Here is a 20,931-nt window from a genome sequence, read left to right on the forward strand (position 1 = left end):
ACCGCTATCGGGGGCAAGCCCCCTCCCACATTGGAATGCGACCAAATGTGGGAGGGGGCTTGCCCCCGATGGCGATCTGAAGTTACAGAAGGTGTGCCTGAGCCACCTCGGCCTTCAGCTGCGCTTCTTTGGCCTGGGCATCCGCCAGCCGATACAACTCGATACTGCCATCCCAGTGCTCGATCAGCGCCGTGCAAGACTCCACCCAGTCCCCGCAGTTGAGGTAATCCACCTCGCCCACCTTGCGAATCTCCGCATGGTGAATATGCCCGCACACCACCCCATGCAATTCACGCCGGGTCACTTCGTGGGCGATCGCTTCTTCAAAATCGCTGATAAAACTCACCGCCGTCTTGACCTTGTGCTTGAGGTACGCCGACAGCGACCAGTAACCATAGCCATAGCGCGCACGCCAGTGGTTCAACCAGCGGTTCAAGGTCAGGGTGAACTCGTAGGCCGAGTCGCCAAGAAACGCCAGCCAGCGGTGATAACGGGTAATCACGTCAAACTGATCGCCGTGGATCACCAGCAGGTGGCGACCGTCAGCGGTCACATGCACGGCTTCGTCGACCAACTGGATATTGCCCAGGATCAGCTTGGAATAACGGCGCAGGAATTCATCGTGGTTGCCGGTGACATAGATCACCTCGGTGCCGCGCTTGGCCATGGTCAACAGGCGGCGGATCACGTTGGTGTGCGCCTGGGGCCAGTACATGCCGCCGCGCATTTTCCAGCCGTCGATAATGTCGCCCACCAGGTAGACCTTATCGGCGTGATAGCCCTTGAGGAACTGCGAAAGATGGTCGGCCTGGCAATCCCGGGTGCCCAGGTGCACATCGGAAATCCACAGGGTACGCACCCGTTGTTTGCGGCTGGGCTTGGCGAACTCGGCACTGGTCATGGGCATCCCTCGACGGTGTTTTCGCGAGCTTGCGCCATGGCGGTTAATGGCCCATGACAAGTGTGGGTCAGTCTGATGACAGCGACCGGCGCCCACGATGCGTTGTAGACTGGCGCCTCGCCCCCAGGGAGACCGTGATGAGACCGTCCCTTACCCTACGCCACTACCTCGAAGCGCCCATCGCCCACAGCCATGCGCATGCGCAGTTGGTGTTCGGCCTATCCGGGCATCTGGATCTGGAGGTCGATGGCCGTGGCAGCCAAGTGCGCGAAAGCAGCGTGATGGTACTACCCTTCTCTGCCCATCACGCCTGCGGCAGTCGCGATGGCAGCCGCTGCCTGGTGCTGGACATACCCACCGAACATTGGCTGCTGCAGTCCCTGGGCGAACATGCAGACGCGAGCCGACGCCTGCTCGACCAGCCCGCGCGCCTGGCCCTGGATGCACGTCAGCACCAGTTGGTGCAGTGGCTGGCCCACAGCCCGGTGGACGACCCGCTGATCGTGCAGCAAGGCTCGGTGTTGCTGCTGGCCAGCCTCAATTCTGCGCAACCCCAGCCCGTGCCAAGTCGACGCTTGCCCTATCCGGCCTTCAATGCCCATATCGAACGGCACGTGGCGCACCCCTTGCAAGTGGCCGATCTGGCGCGCATCGCCGGGCTGTCGGTGGCGCGTCTGCACGCGCGGTTCGTCGTCGAGTGCGGACAGACGCCGATGGACTACATCCGCAGCCGACGCCTGCATAAAGCCCTGAGTCTGCTGCGCGATACCGCCCTGCCCATCGGCGAAGTCGCCGAGCGGGTCGGCTATAGCTCCCAGAGCGCGTTTGCCGCCGCTATGTCCCGTGAGTTCGGCGCGTCTCCCGGCGCGTTGCGGCGCTCGCCTTAGGGCGAGCCCTGCGCTAAAACGCGCGAGCCTCACGACAGACGCCAGCCATCCCAAGCCACTAGACTGCGAGCCTGTCACTCTCGTGGTTTGAAGGAACGCAATGACTCCCCGCACAGCCCTCGGCGCCCTGCATATCGGCGCACTGATGTTTGGCCTTACCGGCGTATTCGGCAAACTGGCGGCCGCTTCGCCGGCCATCATCGTGTTTGGTCGCGCCGTGTTTGCCGTGCTCGCCCTGGCGGTGTTCGCCCGGTTCGCCAGCCGCGCTCCGTGGAAGCACCTGGAGCGGCGCGACTGGCGTCGGCTGCTGGTCAGCGGCGTGTTGCTGGCGGCGCACTGGGTGACATTTTTTCTTGCGGTCAAGGTGGCCGGTGTGGCGGTCGCGACCCTGGGGTTCACGGCGTTCCCGGCGTTTACGGTCATTCTGGAAGGGCTGATATTCCGCGAGCGTATTCGCGCCAACGAAGTACTGCTGGTGGTACTGGTCACGGTCGGCCTGGTGCTGGTGACCCCCGACTTCAACCTGGCTAGTGAAGCCACCGGTGGCCTGCTCTGGGGCATCCTTTCCGGCTTGCTGTTTTCCCTGTTGTCGCTGAACAACCGCGCCGGCTCCGGGCGCATTCCGGCGGTGCAGGCGGCGCTGTGCCAGAACCTGGTAGTCGCGGCGTGCCTGTTGCCGGTGGCCGCACCGGGCCTGGCGCATGTGCGAGCGCTGGACTGGTTGTGGATCGGCCTGCTCGGCGTGTTCTGCACCGGCCTGGCCCACAGCCTGTTTGTCGCCAGCCTGGCGGTGATCAAGGCGCGTACGGCGTCGGTGGTGTTTGCCATGGAGCCGGTCTACAGCATCACAGTGGCGTGGCTGCTGTTTGCCGAAACGCCGACCCTGCGCATGCTGCTGGGGGGCGCCTTGATCATCGTCGCCATCGTGATTTCCGGCCTGATGAGCAGTGCCGGCCCAGCCAAACAACCGACCGCAGCGCCCTGATCTATACTCCGGGCATCCGCAACAGTCTGTCGTCGTTCAACGGATAATGGCTCCTCGACGACAGCCAGAGCATTTTCCGCAGTTGCTGCAAGCGAGTGGTCACTCCCTTAACGCTATGCAGGACTTGATCATGGAAATGCTCATTAACGTGTTGGTTCAGATCATCAGCGGTGCCGTGGGCGGGAATGTAGCCGGCATGACCAAACAAAGCCTGGGTACCGGGCTTAACACACTGCTGGGCGGTGTCGGCGGGCTGGTTCTGGGCCAGCTTGTCTCGGCATTGACCGGTACTTCGGGCGGCGAAGCCCTGGATGTGGCGGCCGTTGGCGGCAATATCCTCGGCGGCGGCGTAGGCGGTGCGGTGTTGACCTGGGTTGTCGGATTCATCAAACAGAAGTTGGACGCCAGATAGCGCTCAGTTCACCGCCCCTTGCACGGGGCGGTGACGTCATTGGGTACGGTCGTTGTGGCCCAGATCGCGCGCCGGGGCGATCTGGTCGCGCACCCGCTGCTTGAGCACCTTGGCCTCGGGGAAACCGCCGTCGGCCTTGCGCTCCCAAATCTGCACACCGTCACAGGTGATATGGAACGTGCCACCGGTAGCCGGCACCAGTGAGACCTTACCCAGGTCATCGGCGAATGTGCTCAGCAGTTCCTGGGCCAACCACGCGGCACGCAGCAGCCACTGGCATTGGGTGCAATAGGTGATGACGACCTCGGGTTTAATCGACGACATAATTTGACAGGTTCCTGGCATAACGGGTGCGGAGGATCGGGTGGCTATAATAGCGGCCTTTATCGTCCAGCTCCGAGATTCAAGATGCGCCGCCTGCTGTCCTGCCTGTTTCTGTGCCTGCTCCCCCTCCTTGCCCATGCCGTGGACGCTCCGCGCCCGAAGGTCGGCCTGGTGCTGTCTGGCGGCGCCGCCCGAGGCCTGGCGCATATCGGGGTGCTCAAGGCGTTGGAAGAGCAAGGCATCCAGATCGATGCGATCGCCGGCACCAGCATGGGCGCGGTGATTGGTGGGCTGTATGCCTCCGGCTACAAGATCGACGAGTTGGAAAAACTCGCATTGAACATCGATTGGCAACAGGCGCTCTCCGACGCACCGCCGCGCGAAGACGTGCCGTTTCGCCGCAAGCAAGATGACCGGGACTTCCTGGTCAAGCAGAAGCTCAGTTTCCGCGATGACGGCAGCCTCGGCCTGCCGCTGGGGGTGATCCAGGGCCAGAACCTGGCGCTGCTGCTGGAAAGCATGTTCGCCCACAGCAGCAACACCCGCGATTTCGACAAACTGCCTATCCCTTTCCGCGCGGTGGCCACCGATATCACCACCGGTGAAAAAGTTGTGTTCCGCAAGGGCCACTTGCCCAAGGTGATCCGCGCGAGTATGTCGATCCCAGCCGTGTTCGCCCCGGTGGAGCTGGACGGCCGGCTGCTGGTGGACGGCGGCATGACCGATAACATCCCGCTGGATGTCGCGCGGGAGATGGGCGTGGATATCGCCATCGTGGTGGACATCGGCACCCCGCTACGCTCGCGCAAGCAATTGGCCACGGTGGTGGACGTACTCAACCAGTCCATCACCCTGATGACCCGGCGCAATTCCGAAGAGCAACTCAAAGCCCTGCAACCCAGGGACGTGCTGATCCAGCCGCCGCTGGCAGCCTACGGCGTGACCGATTTCGGCCGCGCCAAGGACATGATCGACGCCGGCTACCGCGCCACCCGCGCCCTCGACGTGCGCCTGGCGCACCTGCGTCCGGCTGAGCCGATCGACCCGCAGCTGGTAGCCGCGCGCACGCCGGGCGAGCGCACCCCGGTCATCACCGCCATCACCGTGGAGAACGACTCGAAAGTCAGCGACGACGTGATCCGCTACTACATCCGCCAACCCTTGGGCGAACCGCTCAATCTGGGTCGCCTGCAAACCGACATGGGCACCTTGTATGGCCTGGACTACTTCGATCAGGTGCAATACCGCGTGATCAAGAAAGGCCAGGACAACACCCTTGTAATCAGCGCCCGCGGCAAACGCAGCGGCACCGACTACCTGCGCCTGGGGCTGAACCTGTCGGATGACATGCGCGGCGACAGCGCCTTCAACCTGGGCGCCAGCTATCGCATCAACGGCATCAACCGCCTTGGCGCGGAATGGCTGACGCGCGTGCAGATCGGCGACCGCCAAGAGCTGTACAGCGAGTTCTACCAACCGATGGACGCTGGTTCGCGTTACTTCGTCGCGCCCTATATCAGCGCCCAGGCACAGAACGTCGAGCTGATCCTGGATAACGACCCCATCTCCGAATACCGCCTGGAACGTTACGGCTTCGGCCTGAATGTGGGGCGGCAGATCGGTAACAGCGGCGAGATTCGCTTCGGTGTCGGCGAAGCCTGGGGCCAGGCGGACGTACGCATCGGCGACCGCGACCTGCCGAGCGTGAGCTTCAGCGAAGGCTTCTATGAGCTGAAATACTCCTTCGACTCTCTGGACAACGTTTACTTCCCCCACTCCGGTGAAGACATCGGCCTGGCTTATCGCGAATTCGAACCGGGTTTAGGCTCGGATCAACGCTACCGTCAATGGGAGTTCAAACTCGACAAAGCCACGAGCCACGGCCCGGACACTCTGGTGCTGGGCGGACGTTACGGGCGCACCCTGGATGATTCGGACGTGGTGATTTCCAGCTTCCTGCTCGGCGGTGCCAGACAGCTGTCAGGCTTTCGCCAGGACGCGATCTCGGGGCAAAACATCAGCCTGATGCGCGCCGTGTACTACCGCCGGCTGACGCCGCGTTCGTACTTGCCGCTGGATTTCCCACTGTACCTGGGCGCGTCTCTGGAACGTGGGCGGGCGTGGAACAACGACAATGAATTCGACAGCGGCTATATCAACGCCGCGAGTGTTTTCCTCGGGTTCGACACGCCACTGGGGCCGCTGAATTTCAGTTATGGATTCAACGATGACAACCAGAAGGCGGTGTACCTGAACCTGGGGCAGACTTTCTAGGGGGCCTGCGCGCATAGGGTCAATGCGGCAGGTATTCAAGATGGGGTGAGCCTGCCCATCACAACAGGCTCAGCCATCTGCGCAGCTCAGGACTTTTCCAGATTCGCCAGAATGTGCGCATGCACCCGCATGCACACACGCAGGTCCGCCTCGTTTACGCCGGCAAACAGCTCGTGACGCAACTCGGTGGCAATGGTTTCAATTTGATCGATCAGAGGACGGGCGCTGTCGCAGAGCAAGATGCGCTTGGCGCGACGGTCTTCGAGCACCGCCTGGCGTTGCACCAGGCCCTGGCCTTCAAGGCTGTCGAGCAGCCTTGCGAGGGTCGGCCCCTCTACCCCGACGCTCTGGGCCAGCTCACGCTGAGTAGGGGCTTCTTCGAAACGGGCCAGGTGCAACAGCACCAGCCAACGCGCCTGGGACAGGCCCAGCCCCGCCAAACGGCGGTCCAGCTCGGCGCGCCAACCTCGGGACATCTGCGCCAGCTGCATGCCAAAACGGTGTTGATCGGTTAACGGCATAAAAAACTCATGTTTTAGACTGAAAATAAAAAATTTGGCTAATTATTAGTCAGCTAAGCATGAGCCTTGCCCTTAGGCAAGCGCCGCTCAGTACTGATCTGTGACATTGTCGTAATTGACACATTAAATTTCGAATTCTGACTGCAACGCGGCTCGCACGCAGTACAGAACCCCCTCCGGCACACGCCCGGTAAACAACGGTGCGATCTCCGCAACAGCTGGCAATTCGCCTTCGCCGTCAAGGAAAGCGTCTTGGATCTCACCCAGCAAATCTTCCGGTAAATCCAGTGCTTGCTCCAGCGACAATTGTTGCTTGCCGATGGATTCGGCAAGCAAGGTGTAGACGTTTTTTTCCGAGCATTGCAGTTGGCCGGCGATCTGGATCGGGGTCATGCCGGCGCGGGCCAGGCTGATCAATTCGTGGCGAATGTCGGCCACTTCCCTGGGCGCCTCGGCCTGACCACCGAGCACTTCGAGAAAGGCCTGGCCATAGCGCTCCAGCTTGCGCGCGCCCACGCCGCTGACGCGGGCCATTTCCGCCAGGGTGGCGGGTTGCTCGCGCAACATCTCCAGCAAGGTGGAGTCCGGAAAGATAACGTACGGCGGCACACTGTGTTCCTGTGCCAGTTTACGCCGCAGGGCACGCAAGGCTTCCCACTGCTCGCGCTCCTCCCCGCGCACCAGTTGGCTGGCCTGGCTGGTGCTGCTTTTGGCGGTGGTCTGCGGCTTGAGATCGCGGCGCAGTTCCAGGCTCACTTCACCCTTGAGCAGTGGCCGGCAACTGTCGTTAAGGCGCAGCCCGCCGTACCCTTCAAGGTCGATGTCCACCAGGCCGCGAGCCACCATTTGTCGGAACAACGAGCGCCACTCGCCTTCGGCGCGGGCCTTGCCGACGCCGTAAACCGAGAGTTTTTCGTGGCCAAAGCTGCGAACTTTTTCGTTGTCCTTGCCCAGCAACACATCCACTAGATGGCCCACGCCGTAACGCTGACCGGTTCGGTAGATCGCCGACAACCCCTGGCGCGCCGGTTCGGTGGCGTCCCAGGTCTGCACGCCGTCCACGCAGTTGTCGCAATGCCCGCAGGGCTCGGGCATGTCTTCGTCGAAATAGGCCAGCAGCGTCTGACGGCGGCAACGGGTCTCTTCGCACAGCGAGAGCATGGCATCGAGCTTGTGCTGTTCCAGGCGCTTGTGGCGCTCATCGCCTTCGGAGTTCTGCAGCATTTGCTTGAGCATCACCACGTCTTGCAGGCCGTAGACCATCCACGCATCCGCCGGCAGACCATCACGGCCGGCACGTCCGGTTTCCTGGTAATAAGCTTCCAACGACTTGGGCAGGTCCATGTGGGCGACAAAGCGCACGTTGGATTTGTCGATGCCCATACCAAACGCAATGGTCGCCACCATGATCAAGCCTTCCTCGTTGAGGAAACGCTTCTGATGATAGGCGCGCAGATCGTTCGGCAGGCCGGCGTGATAAGGCAAGGCTGGGTAACCCTGTTCACACAGAAACGCGGCCACTTCGTCGACTTTCTTGCGCGACAGGCAATAGACAATGCCCGCATCGCTGCGCCGCTCGGACAGGAACGCCAACAGCTGCTTGCGCGGCTGCTCCTTGGGCACGATGCGGTAAAAAATATTCGGCCGGTCGAAGCTCGACAGGAAGCGCTCGGCGTTCTGCAAATGCAGGCGTTCGACGATTTCTTCGCGGGTACGTTTGTCGGCCGTGGCGGTCAGCGCAATGCGCGGCACGTCGGGAAACAGTTCCGCCAGTTGGCCCAGTTGCAGATATTCGCGCCGGAAATCGTGGCCCCATTGCGAGACGCAGTGCGCCTCATCAATCGCGAACAGGGCAATTTCCAGTCCCTGCAGGAACGCCAGCATGCGCGGCTGCACCAGCCGCTCCGGGGCGAGGTAGAGCATTTTGACTTCACCGCGTTTGATCCGCGCGGCCAGGTCGCGTTGCTGCTCGGCGCTGAGGGTGGAGTTCAGGGAAGCAGCGGCCACGCCGAGTTCCTCAAGGGTTGCCACCTGGTCGTCCATCAAAGCGATCAACGGCGATACCACCACCGCCAACCCGTTGCGCAACAGCGCCGGCACCTGGAAGCACAACGACTTGCCGCCGCCGGTAGGCATCAGCACCAGGGCATCGCCGCCACTGGCCACGCGCTCAATGATCGCACCCTGACGGCCACGAAAACTGTCGTAGCCGAAGATGTCCTTGAGGACGCGTTGAGCCTGCTCGAGCATGTAGAACTCCAAAAAAGTGCCGAAACCCTCCGTATAGGCTGGCCGAAAAAAAACGCGGCCTCGGAAAATAATCCGTAAGCGAAGTTTTCTCGGGCGGGCTCCTGGCCGGTAGGGGCATCACAAAACGCGGCAGTATACCCGAGCGTCATCCGGCAAAGGGCGCCACTGACGAATTGCAGCCCGTCTTTAAAACCGGGCAAATGTGCATGGCGGCTGGCCTGTGGACGCAAGAACGCCTAGAATTCAGCATCGTTTATCCCCAAGGTAGTCCTTCATGTCCTTCGCTGAGCAACTAACCCGCCTGCAAGCCTTCCTCGACGCCGATGAGCTGCATGAGGAGGCGCTGGACTATGTGGCCGCCCACGGCTACCTGACCGCACTGTCCATCTGCTCCGAGGTCGTGCCCGACCGCGAATGGATCGACGCGCTGTTCGCCGAAGAACCCCACTACGCCGACGCCGCCCAGCGCGAAGAAATCGAGTCCACCCTGGTGGCCCTCAAGGCCCATATCGGTCGCCAACTGGCATCCGACGAGGAATTCGAGCTGCCGTGCGAGCTGGACTTGGGCGATGACCCGGACGACTCCGACCTGCGCGGCTGGTGCATCGGCTTTATGGAAGGCGTGTTCCTGCGTGAAGCGGCCTGGTTCGAAACCGCCGAGGAAGAGGTCAGCGAGATGCTGCTGCCGATCATGGTCGGTTCGGGCCTGTTCGAAGAAGAAGCGGAATTTTCCGACATCGCTTCCGACGCCAACCTGATGGACGACATGATCGTACAAATCCCGGAAGCCCTGACCGCCCTGTACCTGCTGTGCAACGCCCCTGATGAAAAACCGGCGATCCTCAAGCCACGTCACCACTGAGTCGCTCGCCCGTGACACCCATGGGCAAGCGTTCGCCGCTCCTGCGCTACGCACTGCTGGCCATCGGCTGGCTGAGCGTGGCCCTGGGCGTGATCGGTATTTTCCTACCGGTGCTGCCCACCACCCCCTTCCTCTTGCTCGCCGCCGCCTGCTTCGCGCGAAGCTCCCCGCGGTTCTACCAGTGGCTGGTGGAACACCCGCGCCTGGGCCCATGGATTCGTGACTATCTGGATGGCAATGGCATCCCGCTCAAGGGCAAGGTCTACGCCATCGGCCTGATGTGGCTGAGCATCGGTATTTCCTGCTATCTGGTGCCACTACCTTGGGCACGTGGGTTCATGCTGACCAGCGCCGTGCTGGTGACTGTCTATATCCTGCGCCAGAAAACCCTGCCGCCACGCTGAACGCCGTGTGCGACATAAGATCCCACACGACCTTGGTCGACACTGACTAACCCCGGGCATCGTGCGAGACTGTCCCACCGGGCCTGGAATGCCTGGGTGTTCTTTTGTTCGGAGTTCCCATGACGCTGTCCAGTGGGCTGATCGCCACCGTCGCCCTGGCCTATATGGCCATTATGTTTGCCATCGCTTTCTACGGCGACCGTCGCCATGCGCCACTGCCGCCGCGCATGCGTGCCTGGGTGTACAGCCTGTCGCTGGCAGTTTACTGCACCAGTTGGACCTTCTTCGGCGCTGTCGGCCAGGCTGCCGAACAGTTGTGGGCATTTATACCGATCTACCTGGGACCAGTGCTATTGCTGGTACTGGCACCTTGGGTCCTGCAAAAGATGGTGCTGATCAGCAAGCAGGAAAACATCACTTCCATCGCTGACTTTATCGCCGCGCGGTATGGCAAATCCCAGTCCCTGGCGGTGGTGGTGGCGTTGATCTGCCTGGTGGGCGTGCTGCCGTATATCGCCCTGCAGCTCAAAGGCATTGTGCTGGGGGTCAACCTGTTGATCGGCGCCGGGGCCGACACCACCGGCACGCGCGCTCAGGACACCGCGCTGATCGTGTCGCTGGTACTGGCGTTGTTCACCATCGTGTTTGGTACGCGCAACCTCGATGCCACCGAACACCATCGCGGCATGGTGTTGGCCATTGCCTTTGAGTCCCTGGTCAAGCTGTTCGCTTTTCTCGCGGTGGGTGCGTTCGTGACCTACGGCCTGTACGACGGTTTCGGCGACCTGCTCGACCAAGCGATGCTCACCCCTCGCCTGGAGGAATACTGGCAAGAGACCGTTAACTGGCCATCCATGGTAGTGCAGACCGGGGTGGCCATGATGGCGATCATCTGCCTGCCCCGGCAGTTTCATGTGACCGTGGTGGAAAATATCGAGCCTCAGGACCTGCGCCTGGCCAAGTGGGTGTTTCCGGCCTATCTGGTGCTGGCCGCGCTGTTCGTGATCCCTATCGCCCTCGGCGGCAAGATGCTGCTGCCGGCCTCGGTACTGCCGGACTCTTACGTGATCAGCCTGCCCATGGCCGAAGCCCATCCAGCGCTGGCGGTACTGGCGTTTATCGGTGGCGCGTCGGCGGCTACCGGCATGGTGATCGTGGCGAGCATCGCGTTATCCACCATGGTGTCCAACGACATGTTGCTGCCATGGCTGTTGCGCCGCTCCAGCGCCGAGCGGCCGTTCGAGGTGTTCCGCCACTGGATGCTGTCGGTGCGTCGGGTGAGCATCGTGATCATCCTGTTGCTGGCGTACGTCAGTTACCGCCTGCTGGGCTCCACGGCGAGCCTGGCGACCATCGGCCAGATCGCCTTCGCCGCCGTGACCCAATTGGCGCCGGCGATGCTCGGCGCGCTGTATTGGAAGCAGGCAAACCGGCGCGGAGTGTTTGCCGGTCTCGCCGCAGGCACGTTCCTGTGGTTCTACACCTTGGTCCTACCGGTTACCGCGAAAAGTCTGGGATGGTCGCTAAGCCTGTTCCCAGGGCTGACGTGGATGCATTCCCACCCGCTGGGGCTGTCCGTGACTTCGCTGACCCTGGGCACGGTGTTCTCCCTGGCGGGCAACTTCACGCTGTTCGTGTGGGTGTCGATGCTGTCGCGCACAAGGGTGTCCGAGCACTGGCAAGCCGGGCGCTTTATCGGCCAGGAAATCAGCCAACGCGCCACCGCCCGTTCGATGCTGTCGGTGCAGATCAGCGACCTGCTCAGCCTGGCCGCGCGTTTTGTGGGTGAAGAGCGCGCGCAGCAAAGCTTTATCCGTTTTGCCTATCGCCAGGGCAAAGGCTTCAACCCCAACCAGAATGCCGACAACGACTGGATCGCCCACACCGAACGCCTGCTGGCCGGCGTGCTCGGCGCTTCTTCGACGCGCGCGGTGGTAAAAGCCGCGATTGAAGGTCGGGACATGCAACTGGAGGACGTAGTACGCATCGCCGACGAAGCCTCGGAAGTGCTGCAGTTCAACCGCGCCCTGCTGCAAGGCGCCATCGAGAACATCACCCAGGGCATCAGCGTGGTGGACCAGTCTCTGAAACTGGTGGCCTGGAACCGGCGTTATCTGGAGTTGTTCAATTACCCGGAGGGGCTGATCAGCGTTGGCCGGCCGATTGCCGACATCATCCGGTACAACGCCGAGCGTGGCCTGTGCGGGCCGGGCGAAGCCGAGGTGCATGTGGCGCGGCGTCTGCACTGGATGCGCCAGGGCCGTGCGCACACGTCCGAGCGCTTGTTTCCCAATGGCCGCGTGATCGAACTGATCGGCAACCCGATGCCTGGCGGTGGCTTTGTCATGAGCTTCACTGACATCACCGCGTTCCGTGAAGCCGAACAGGCCCTGACCGAGGCCAACGAGGGCCTGGAACAACGGGTTACCGAACGCACCCATGAACTGTCGCAGCTTAACCTGGCCCTCACCGACGCCAAGAGCGTGGCCGAAACCGCCAGCCAGTCGAAAACCCGCTTTCTGGCGGCGGTCAGCCATGACTTGATGCAGCCGTTGAACGCCGCGCGCCTGTTCTCCGCCGCCCTCTCCCACCAAAGCGACGGACTCTCCGACGAGGCACGGCAATTGGTGCAGCATCTGGACAGTTCGCTGCGCTCGGCCGAAGACCTGATCAGCGATCTGCTGGACATTTCTCGCCTGGAAAACGGCAAGATCAATCCGCAACGCCAGCCGTTCGCTCTCAACGAACTGTTCGACACCCTGGGCGCCGAATTCAAGGCCCTGGCCCAGGAGCAAGGCTTGCGCTTCCGCCTGCGCGGCAGCCGTTTACGGGTGGACAGCGACATCAAGTTGCTAAGGCGCATCTTGCAGAATTTTCTCACCAATGCCTTCCGTTATGCCGACGGCCCGGTGCTGCTCGGCGTAAGGCGTCGCGGGGGCGAACTCTGCCTGGAAGTGTGGGACCGCGGCCCCGGTATCCCGCCGGATAAGCAAAAGGTGATCTTCGAAGAGTTCAAACGCCTGGACAGCCACCAGACCCGCGCGGAAAAGGGCCTGGGCCTGGGCTTGGCGATTGCCGACGGCCTATGCCGCGTGCTGGGTCACCGCCTGAGTGTGCGCTCATGGCCCGGCAAGGGCAGCGTGTTCAGCGTGAGTGTGCCGCTGGCGCGCAACCAGGCCAGCCCGCTACCCAAGCCAGCACAGGAAAACGGCTTGCCCCTCAGTGGCGCACAGGTGCTGTGCGTGGATAACGAAGAGAGCATCCTGATCGGCATGCGCAGCCTATTAACCCGTTGGGGCTGCGAAGTGTGGACGGCCAGGGATCAAGCTGAATGCGCGGCGCTGCTGGCCGAGGGGGTACGCCCACAACTGGCGCTGGTGGATTACCACTTGGACCATGGCGAAACCGGCACGGAATTGATGGGCTGGCTGCGCACGCAGTTGGCCGAACCGATTCCCGGCGTAGTCATCAGCGCCGACGGGCGCCCGGAGAGCGTGGCCGAAGTGCATGCGGCGGGCTTGGATTATTTGGCCAAACCCGTCAAGCCGGCGGCGTTGCGGGCGCTGTTGAGTCGGCATCTGCCGTTGTAGGGCAAGTGTGTGCGGGGCGATTATTCAGGCAGATGCGCCACGCCGTCCGCATCGGTCATCGCCCGCTCCAACAGATCCGCCGGCAGGCTTTTGCTGGCACGCGCCCCGAGCAATCTGAGCTGCTCGGTGCGGCTGACCAGGTTGCCGCGTCCATCTGTCAGCTTGTTTCGCGCGGCGCTGTAAGCTTTATCCAATTGCTGTAGACGGTTGCCCACTTCATCCAGGTCTTGGATAAACAGCACGAACTTGTCGTACAGCCAGCCAGCACGTTCGGCGATTTCACGGGCGTTCTGGCTTTGGCGCTCCTGCTTCCACAGGCTGTCGATCACCCGCAGCGTGGCCAATAACGTGGTGGGGCTGACGATGACGATATGCCGGTCAAAGGCCTCCTGAAACAGGTTCGGCTCAGCCTGCAGCGCGGCGGAAAAAGCCGCTTCGATCGGCACGAACAACAACACGAAATCCAGACTGTGCAGACCTTCCAGGCGCTTGTAGTCTTTGCTGGCCAAGCCTTTGACGTGATTGCGCAGGGACAGCACATGCTGTTTCAACGCCGCCTGGCCGATCACCTGATCTTCGGCCGCGACGAACTGCTGGTACGCGGTCAGGCTGACCTTGGAATCCACCACCACTTGCTTATCACCGGGCAGCATGATCAGCACATCCGGCTGGAAGCGCTCGCCGTCCGGGCCTTTGAGGCTGACCTGGGTCTGGTACTCGCGGCCTTTCTCCAGGCCCGCGTGCTCCAGCACCCGCTCAAGAATCAGTTCGCCCCAGTTGCCCTGGGTTTTCTGGCCCTTCAGCGCACGGGTCAGGTTGGTGGCTTCGTCCGATAGACGTAGGTTCAGTTGCTGCAGGCGTTCAAGCTCCTTGGCCAGAGAGAAACGCTCGCGCGCTTCGTTCTGATAGCTTTCTTCCACACGTTTTTCGAAGGACTGAATGCGCTCTTTCAGCGGATCGAGCAACTGGCCCAGGCGTTCCTGGCTGGTCTCGGCGAAACGCTGTTCACGCTCATCGAAGATCTTGCCGGCCAACTCGGCGAACTGCGCACGCAACTCATCGCGAGAGCCCTGCAAATCGGCCAAGCGTTGCTGATGGCTGTCCTGTTGCTCGCGCAGTTCAGCGCTCAGCGCGGCCGCCAACGCATCGAGACGACGCAATTCGGCCTCCTTGGCGCTGCGGTCGAGGTTCCAGGCGTGGGCGGCATCGCGGGCATTGTCGCGGTCGATCTGCAACAGTTCGACTTCGCGGCGCAGTGCCGCCAGGTCGGCCTGCTTGGCGGTGTTGGCTTGGCTCAGGTCGCTGATTTCATCGCGACTGGCATCCAGTTGCGCGGCGAGACCTTCCTGGGCCAACTGCGCGTTGGCCAAGCGTTCTTCGAGCACTTCCCAGCCGGCCATACGCGCGCTCAGTCGCCGCTGAAGCTGCCAGCACACTGCCAACAGCGGCACCGCGGCGCCTGCAAGGCCAAGGGCAATACTGGTCCAGTCAAAAGCCATCGCCATGTCTGCCATCACCGAAAAAGAGCAAGGTTAACCAAGCACAGGGTCAGAGGACAGCTCAGTCTTCGACCTGGCGCAATTCGCGCTGGGCCCGCACGTCGCCGGCACGGGCCGCCTGGCGCAGCAGATCATGGCCGATGCGACGGTCGCGGGCACTGCCGCACTCGCGGCACATCAATTGACCCAGACGGCTCTGAGCAGCGACTACACCTTCCCGGGCAGGCTGCTTGAGCAAGCGCCCGGCGAAATGTTTGACATTGGCGCTGTGCCCCAGGCGTGGGCTGTCGAGCAGCCACAGCGCGACTTTCAAGGAAAAACGCTTGGGTGCGGTAACAGTTTGGAGGGTATCGGTAACAGCAGGTGATACTGAGCGAAACTTCATAAAGCACTGTGGGACAGAACGGAAGGCGCGCCACTCTACTCTTTTTTTCGCACAGGTAAAGCTGAAAAAACCGTGCACGCCCGTGCTAGAGCAAGCGCTTGGGACAATCCACAGAAGCTGTGGATAACTCAGTGGACAACCCGCCCTCAACTGGCGCAAAGCCCCATGGAACGGGGCTCGCAGTCAAACTGACGATTTTTTCACCAATAAAAAAAAGCCAGATTTTTCATTGACTTAAATTTCCATTGCAGGCAAATGGCGGCTTTTGGCAGAAGTTGACAGCTTGGTTACACATGCCGCAACTAATGTGCACAAGTACCCAGGTGCCGGTTATATCGCCGCGACTTTTTAAGCGACAAGCGTCAGAAATGTTACCGTCCTATCCCATTAAGGACTTTTCAAATCTTCCCAGGCTGTCCACACTGCCGGACCTGCAATGCAACGCTGGGTGGGTCGATGAAGGGAATGCTGTTGTTCGCTGTGTTGTTACTGGCCATCTGCGCCATCTCCCTGGGCATCAATGCCGCCTTACCTTCTCCAGACGGAGCCTTGTTTGCCATCGCCATTCTGCTGTCAGCCACGTTCACTGCGGTTAGTTTGTGCATTGAGCTGGGGGAAGGACGCATCAACGACATGAGCGACCTGGTTACGGTGGTAGAAACCGGCCAATCCTTGCGTCTGACCCTGGCCGCCTACGCGTTGGGCTGCTCCTTGGCGGCGGCCGCCACGGTGCTGGTCTATCGCGGCCTGCTTGGAGGCTGACTGATTTTTTTGGCGAACACACTTCCCTTACCTGTTTCAATCCGTTACTATCCGCGGCGTTAGTACCAAGCTGAAAGTCAATTCTGGTCGAACAAATCCCCTGAAAACACGGGATCGACCACCTCGATGGTTTCCAGGTATCACTTGCGACGACACCGCCTTTGAACAAGCAAAGGGTGCCGCGAAGTCTCAATACTCTGACCGAACCAACCTGCAAATTGATCAGGATCTTCACCCCGGGCCCAGAACCTTTGCCCTTGTCGTGTTGCCTGCCCTCCTAAGTACCTACCTGCCAGCCCAAGCGCGCCTTATTGAATAGCGCTTCAAACTGGCTGCTTTGTTCCAGTCGGGTTCTTCGTTTGATCAATGGTGATCAACGTCACTGGAACGTTTTAACGTTGCACGGTTCTTAACCGTGTCATTTGTAGGAACACCAATAATATGTCCACTCAAATCCATACTCAGGATGCCATTCGCACCCTTACCAACGCTTTTGCTCCAATGAACTGCCTAATCATGGCCGCTCGCAAAGGCTGCTTCAGCTTCACCCTGGTCAACGAACATGGCATCGCCCGTCATAGCGAACGCCTGTACCCCGATCAATACTCCAGCGCAGAACCGCTGCAGGCCGTGATCGAGCGTACCCGCCAGGCACTGGTTGCCTGATCGACCCGAGTCGCTGAAACACAAAAAACCCTGTTTAACCCACAGGGTTTTTTATTGCCCGAAATAAATGTTCTACCGATTTCGGTTAAGTTCAATTAGATATAAACGATATAACTAAATGAATAAGATGTTTTAAAAACAGGCCTTTACATCACGAATATGACACTACACTTCAACTCAAGCGGCATGATCCGCTTCCGGCGAGCCTGAGATCCGATCCACCGCTGCCAAGCCCTACTGTCTCAGGCCTCGCCTACCCCTTTTATGGATTGAGACGTTTATGGGTATCGCTGCCAGCGATTTGTGTCGATATGTGATCCGGCCGACCTTGATGTATCTCGGCCGTCACGACCCGAACGCGGAGTCCCTGCTGCTGGGTATCGCTGCCAGCCAATCCGAATTGGGCTCGGCGCTGCATGATCGGCGTGGTCACGGCCTGTACAGCATTACCGAGCCGTGCCATCGCGCCCTGTGGGACACCTATTTGGCGCTGGACCCGGACCGGGCCAGCCTGGTGCGCGGCTTGGCCAGCCAGCACGCGTTTCTCAGCGCTCCTCAGCTTGAACTCACCGTCAACCTGCGTTACGCCACTGCCATCGCTTGGCTTCTGGTGGAACAACATGCCGCCGCCCTGCCACCGCCCGGCGATGTTTTAGGCATGGCGCGCATCTGGAAAGAAATATTTCATCCTCAAGGGAGACTGCGAGATTTCACCCAAGCCTGGCAAACCTGTGTTTCGCCCAAGAAACACATGGCCTGTTGACCGGGCAATTTGCAAGATTCGGCAAAAAACGCGAATTTTGGTCGGATTGTCCTACAAAACCGCTCTATCTCCAGCATTACAGCCTGTAGCGCGTTGTGTAATTTATTGATACTTTCCGCAGCGGTGATCACCACGGAGTTCTAATAATGAAAAAAGTAATGCTCAAGACCACACTTAGCCTCGCCGTTGCCATGGCCTCCTCCCAACTGTTCGCAAGCGGTTTCGCACTCAACGAACAGAGTGTCAGCGGGATGGGTACGGGTTTCGCAGGTCGCTCGTCCACTGCCGATGATGCAAGCACTGTTTACGGCAACCCTGCCGGTATGGCTCGCCTGAATGGCCAGCAAATCACTGGCGGCGTAGCAGCCATTGATGCCTCCACCGATATCAGCGACGTCAGCGGCCGCTCTCGCGGCAGCAACAAAGGCGATATGGTGCCTTTCACTGCCGTGCCTTTCGGTTTCTACACCAATAAACTCAACGATCAGTGGGCTGTCGGTTTTGGCGTGTACGCACCGTTTGGCCTGGTGACCGACTACGAGAAAGGCTTCCAGGGCCGTAGCTTCGGCAGCAACAGCGAAGTGAAAGTCATCACTTTCCAGCCGACCGTCAGCTACGCCTTCAATGATCGCGTTTCGGTCGGTTTCGGCCCGACCATCAACCGCATCGCCGGTACCCTGGAATCGGACCTGTCGTTCAACCCAGCGGCGCCAGACACCAACATCAAGATCAAAGGTGATGACACCGCGCTGGGCTTCAACGTCGGCGTACTGGTACAAGCCACCGACACCACTCGCGTGGGCCTGACCTACCACTCCAAAGTCAGCTACAAGCTGGACGGCCACACTGAGGTGAGCGCACCCGCCGCTACTTCGGGCCTGTTGCGTAGCAACCGCTACGACGCGTCCCTGAAGATCGACACCCCTGAGTCCTACGACCTGTCGGTGACTCAGGACCTGACCGACGCCTGGAAACTTTATGCCGGTGCCACCTGGACCCGCTGGAGCCGCCTGAAAGACATCACAGTCAAGAACGAAGGCGTCGTGGGTGGCGCAACGGGCGGCGCGCTGGCTCCCGCGCTGGTCGGCACCATCAAGGAAGAACAGAACTGGCACGATACCTGGGCCTACGCCCTGGGCACGTCGTATCAGTTGACCAAGCAGGTGGTACTGCGTACCGGCTTGACGTTCGACCAGTCGCCGACCAACAACACTGACCGTTCGCCGCGTATTCCTACCGGTGATCGCACCATCTTCAGCCTGGGCCTGGGTTACGAGGTCATGCCAAACATGACGGTCGACGTGGCCTACTCCTACCTGAAGGAAGAAGACGTCAAGATTGCGCGCTCCAACCAATTGGCCAGCTACAACGCCAAGTACGAAAACAGCGCCAATGGTTTCGGCCTGGGCATGACCTATCGCTTCTGATTTCACCGAGGCGTAAAAAAGCCCCGCTCTCCTGCAAAGGAGGCGGGGCTTTTCAATGGGTGTCGATCAGGGTTTGGAGGCCAGCGCCTGCTCCACCGCCTCGATCAGATCCGGACTGTCCGGCTTGGTCAGGCTGGAAAAATCGGCAATTACGTTGCCCTGGCGGTCAACCACGTACTTGTAGAAATTCCATTTCGGCGCATTGCTCTGCTGCGCCAGCACTTTGAACAAATGCACCGCGTCCGGGCCTTTGACCTTCTGCGGCTCGGTCATGGTGAAGGTCACGCCGTAGTTGACGTAGCAGACCTTAGCTGTCTCTTCGCCGGTCTTGGCTTCCTGCTTGAAATCATCGGAGGGCACGCCGATCACTTCCAAGCCCTGATCCTTGTAGCGTTGGTACAGCGCCTCAAGACCTTTGAACTGCGGGGCGAAACCACAGAAGCTCGCGGTATTGACGATTACCAGTGGCTTGCCGGCAAAGCGCTGGCACAGATCGATGGACTCCTTGGCGCGCAACTTCGGCAATTGCCCCTCCAGCAAGGGTGGGCAGTCGGCGGCCATCGCCACACCGCCAAAGGCCGCCATCAGCACGGGTACTGCAAGCCAGCGCATCTGCATGGGGAAATATCCTTTTAAGAATTCAGGGATCGAACTTAACAGATCGACATGCCCAGTTGCATCAACGCCAGACCGCCGCGCTGCCAACCCCACCAGGCCAGCGCCAGCAGCAGCGCCGTGGCTGCTGCGCCGCCGAGCCAATACCAGGTCGAACTCATGCCACCTCCATCTGCGCCTGCAAACGCGCCACCGGCCGCTCGCGCACCGGCCAGTTCAAGGCTGCGGCGAGCAGGCTCAATAGAATTGCCATCTGCCAGATCAAATCGTAGTTGCCGGTTCGATCATAGACCACCCCGCCCAGCCAGCCGCCGAGGAATGAACCGAGTTGGTGGAACAGAAACACGATGCCTCCGAGCATGGACAGGTTTCGTACACCAAACAGCGTCGCGACGGTGCCGTTGGTCAGCGGCACGGTGGACAGCCACAAGAAGCCCATGGCCATACCGAACAGGTACGCCGACATCTCTGTGACCGGCGCCCACAGAAACAGCACGATCACCACCGCCCGCAGCAGGTACAAAGCCGTCAGCAGGCGCGGCTTGGACATGCGCCCGCCAAGCCAACCGGCGGTATAGGTGCCGAAAATATTGAACAGACCAATCAGCGCCAGCACCGTGGTGCCGACGGTCGCCGGCAGATGCTGGTCCACCAGATAGGCCGGCAGGTGCACGCCGATAAATACCACTTGGAAACCGCACACAAAAAACCCAAAGGCCAGCAACCAGAACCCGGAGTGAGCGCAGGCTTCCTTGAGCGCTTCACCCAGGGTCTGCTGGCCGGCCATGACCGGCAGCGGCCGATCCTTGAGCATGCTGACCAGCGGCAGAATCAACGCCACCATCAAGCCCAGCGCCAACAATGCGGCGGACCAGCCCAGCCAACCGATCAGGCCCAAGGTGCCCGGAACCATGGCGAACTGGCCGAACGACCCGGCAGCGCTGGCGATGCCCATGGCCATGCTGCGTTTTTCCGGAGCCACGGCGCGGCCCACCACCCCCAGGATCACCGAGAATGAAGTGCCCGACAGGCCCATTCCGATCAGCAAGCCCGCGCTTAACGACAGCGACCACGCTGAATCGGACATGCCCATCAGCACCAGGCCCGCCGCGTATAAAACACCGCCGACAAACACCGCTTTGGTGGCGCCGAAGCGGTCCGCCAACGCGCCGGTGAACGGCTGCGCCAGGCCCCAGATCAGGTTCTGCAAGGCGATGGCAAAGGCGAAGGTTTCACGGCCCCAGCCGAATTCGGTACTCATCGGCGCGAGAAACAGGCCGAACCCGTGCCGCACACCCAACGATAACGCCAGGATCAGCGCACTCCCCAAAAGAACCCAGCCACTGGTGCGCCACATCGAGGTCATTTCTTATTCTCCGTTCGCGGGTATATACCCGCTTATCA

20 protein-coding genes are annotated in these 20,931 nt (G+C 60.8%); 11 read left to right on the forward strand and 9 right to left on the reverse strand.

Going from position 1 to position 20,931, the window contains the following annotated elements:
• Nucleotides 1–82: 82 nt before the first annotated feature.
• On the reverse strand, nucleotides 83–901 hold the full coding sequence (locus FIV35_RS07880; protein WP_034099534.1) for a UDP-2,3-diacylglucosamine diphosphatase: 819 nt from the start codon (nucleotides 899–901) through the stop codon (nucleotides 83–85).
• Between the two features lie 137 nt (nucleotides 902–1,038).
• On the opposite strand from FIV35_RS07880, the gene FIV35_RS07885 reads away from it, so the two are divergent.
• The 3 genes from FIV35_RS07885 (at nucleotide 1,039) to FIV35_RS07895 (ending at nucleotide 3,185) form a co-directional block, all read left to right on the forward strand.
• Nucleotides 1,039–1,788 carry a helix-turn-helix transcriptional regulator gene (locus tag FIV35_RS07885; RefSeq protein ID WP_034138864.1) on the forward strand — a complete coding sequence of 250 codons (750 nt, stop codon included), beginning with the start codon at nucleotides 1,039–1,041 and terminating at the stop codon, nucleotides 1,786–1,788.
• Nucleotides 1,789–1,888: 100 nt separating this feature from the next.
• Complete coding sequence (locus FIV35_RS07890) at nucleotides 1,889–2,773, forward strand: DMT family transporter (RefSeq protein ID WP_034138865.1); 885 nt, start codon at nucleotides 1,889–1,891, stop codon at nucleotides 2,771–2,773.
• A 130-nt stretch (nucleotides 2,774–2,903) separates the two neighbouring features.
• Nucleotides 2,904–3,185, forward strand: coding sequence for a hypothetical protein (locus tag FIV35_RS07895; RefSeq protein ID WP_034139005.1), 282 nt, complete (start codon nucleotides 2,904–2,906; stop codon nucleotides 3,183–3,185).
• Between the two features lie 36 nt (nucleotides 3,186–3,221).
• On the opposite strand, the gene FIV35_RS07900 is transcribed toward FIV35_RS07895, so the two are convergent.
• Nucleotides 3,222–3,509, reverse strand: coding sequence for an Rdx family protein (locus FIV35_RS07900; protein WP_034138866.1), 288 nt, complete (start codon nucleotides 3,507–3,509; stop codon nucleotides 3,222–3,224).
• An 84-nt stretch (nucleotides 3,510–3,593) separates the two neighbouring features.
• Here FIV35_RS07900 and FIV35_RS07905 point away from each other — a divergent pair, with 84 nt between their 5' ends.
• Nucleotides 3,594–5,783 carry a patatin-like phospholipase family protein gene (locus tag FIV35_RS07905; RefSeq protein WP_034138867.1) on the forward strand — a complete coding sequence of 730 codons (2,190 nt, stop codon included), beginning with the start codon at nucleotides 3,594–3,596 and terminating at the stop codon, nucleotides 5,781–5,783.
• A gap of 86 nt (nucleotides 5,784–5,869) precedes the next feature.
• Here FIV35_RS07905 and FIV35_RS07910 read toward each other — a convergent pair whose 3' ends face one another.
• Nucleotides 5,870–6,304, reverse strand: coding sequence for a MarR family transcriptional regulator (locus FIV35_RS07910; RefSeq protein ID WP_034099546.1), 435 nt, complete (start codon nucleotides 6,302–6,304; stop codon nucleotides 5,870–5,872).
• Between the two features lie 123 nt (nucleotides 6,305–6,427).
• On the reverse strand, nucleotides 6,428–8,554 hold the full coding sequence (gene recQ / locus FIV35_RS07915) for a DNA helicase RecQ (RefSeq protein WP_034138868.1): 2,127 nt from the start codon (nucleotides 8,552–8,554) through the stop codon (nucleotides 6,428–6,430).
• A 274-nt stretch (nucleotides 8,555–8,828) separates the two neighbouring features.
• Here recQ and FIV35_RS07920 point away from each other — a divergent pair, with 274 nt between their 5' ends.
• The 3 genes from FIV35_RS07920 (at nucleotide 8,829) to FIV35_RS07930 (ending at nucleotide 13,410) form a co-directional block, all read left to right on the forward strand.
• A complete protein-coding gene (locus FIV35_RS07920) occupies nucleotides 8,829–9,416 on the forward strand; it encodes a UPF0149 family protein (protein ID WP_034099550.1) in 588 nt (195 codons plus the stop codon).
• 20 nt (nucleotides 9,417–9,436) lie between these two features.
• The gene (locus tag FIV35_RS07925) at nucleotides 9,437–9,820 is read left to right on the forward strand and encodes a YbaN family protein (protein ID WP_034099551.1); all 384 of its coding nucleotides are present in this window, start codon (nucleotides 9,437–9,439) and stop codon (nucleotides 9,818–9,820) included.
• Nucleotides 9,821–9,939: 119 nt separating this feature from the next.
• Nucleotides 9,940–13,410, forward strand: coding sequence for a hybrid sensor histidine kinase/response regulator (locus tag FIV35_RS07930; RefSeq protein ID WP_034138869.1), 3,471 nt, complete (start codon nucleotides 9,940–9,942; stop codon nucleotides 13,408–13,410).
• A 20-nt stretch (nucleotides 13,411–13,430) separates the two neighbouring features.
• Here FIV35_RS07930 and FIV35_RS07935 read toward each other — a convergent pair whose 3' ends face one another.
• Both FIV35_RS07935 and FIV35_RS07940 read right to left on the reverse strand, forming a co-directional pair.
• Nucleotides 13,431–14,795: a DNA recombination protein RmuC gene (locus FIV35_RS07935; protein WP_169868058.1), complete on the reverse strand. Its 1,365-nt coding sequence runs from the start codon at nucleotides 14,793–14,795 to the stop codon at nucleotides 13,431–13,433.
• A 175-nt stretch (nucleotides 14,796–14,970) separates the two neighbouring features.
• Complete coding sequence (locus tag FIV35_RS07940) at nucleotides 14,971–15,294, reverse strand: SEL1-like repeat protein (RefSeq protein WP_034138870.1); 324 nt, start codon at nucleotides 15,292–15,294, stop codon at nucleotides 14,971–14,973.
• Between the two features lie 456 nt (nucleotides 15,295–15,750).
• Here FIV35_RS07940 and FIV35_RS07945 point away from each other — a divergent pair, with 456 nt between their 5' ends.
• The 4 genes from FIV35_RS07945 (at nucleotide 15,751) to FIV35_RS07965 (ending at nucleotide 18,912) form a co-directional block, all read left to right on the forward strand.
• Nucleotides 15,751–16,056 carry a hypothetical protein gene (locus FIV35_RS07945; RefSeq protein WP_034138871.1) on the forward strand — a complete coding sequence of 102 codons (306 nt, stop codon included), beginning with the start codon at nucleotides 15,751–15,753 and terminating at the stop codon, nucleotides 16,054–16,056.
• 441 nt (nucleotides 16,057–16,497) lie between these two features.
• A complete protein-coding gene (locus FIV35_RS07955) occupies nucleotides 16,498–16,722 on the forward strand; it encodes a hypothetical protein (protein WP_007898912.1) in 225 nt (74 codons plus the stop codon).
• A 280-nt stretch (nucleotides 16,723–17,002) separates the two neighbouring features.
• Nucleotides 17,003–17,485, forward strand: coding sequence for a hypothetical protein (locus tag FIV35_RS07960; protein ID WP_034138872.1), 483 nt, complete (start codon nucleotides 17,003–17,005; stop codon nucleotides 17,483–17,485).
• Nucleotides 17,486–17,631: 146 nt separating this feature from the next.
• A complete protein-coding gene (locus FIV35_RS07965; RefSeq protein WP_034138873.1) occupies nucleotides 17,632–18,912 on the forward strand; it encodes an OmpP1/FadL family transporter in 1,281 nt (426 codons plus the stop codon).
• Nucleotides 18,913–18,978: 66 nt separating this feature from the next.
• On the opposite strand, the gene FIV35_RS07970 is transcribed toward FIV35_RS07965, so the two are convergent.
• Genes FIV35_RS07970 through FIV35_RS07975 form a run of 3 tightly spaced genes read right to left on the reverse strand, consistent with a single transcriptional unit; the run spans nucleotide 18,979 to nucleotide 20,893 of the window.
• Nucleotides 18,979–19,530 carry a glutathione peroxidase gene (locus FIV35_RS07970; RefSeq protein ID WP_034099565.1) on the reverse strand — a complete coding sequence of 184 codons (552 nt, stop codon included), beginning with the start codon at nucleotides 19,528–19,530 and terminating at the stop codon, nucleotides 18,979–18,981.
• A gap of 35 nt (nucleotides 19,531–19,565) precedes the next feature.
• Nucleotides 19,566–19,688, reverse strand: a complete 123-nt coding sequence (locus tag FIV35_RS30085; RefSeq protein WP_259743746.1) for a hypothetical protein — start codon at nucleotides 19,686–19,688, stop codon at nucleotides 19,566–19,568.
• Complete coding sequence (locus FIV35_RS07975) at nucleotides 19,685–20,893, reverse strand: MFS transporter (RefSeq protein WP_034138874.1); 1,209 nt, start codon at nucleotides 20,891–20,893, stop codon at nucleotides 19,685–19,687. The genes FIV35_RS30085 and FIV35_RS07975 overlap by 4 nt, the downstream gene beginning before the upstream one ends.
• Between the last annotated feature and the right edge of the window lie 38 nt (nucleotides 20,894–20,931).

The sequence above is a fragment of the Pseudomonas rhodesiae genome (genome assembly GCF_007858255.1).
Classification (GTDB): domain Bacteria; phylum Pseudomonadota; class Gammaproteobacteria; order Pseudomonadales; family Pseudomonadaceae; genus Aquipseudomonas; species Aquipseudomonas rhodesiae.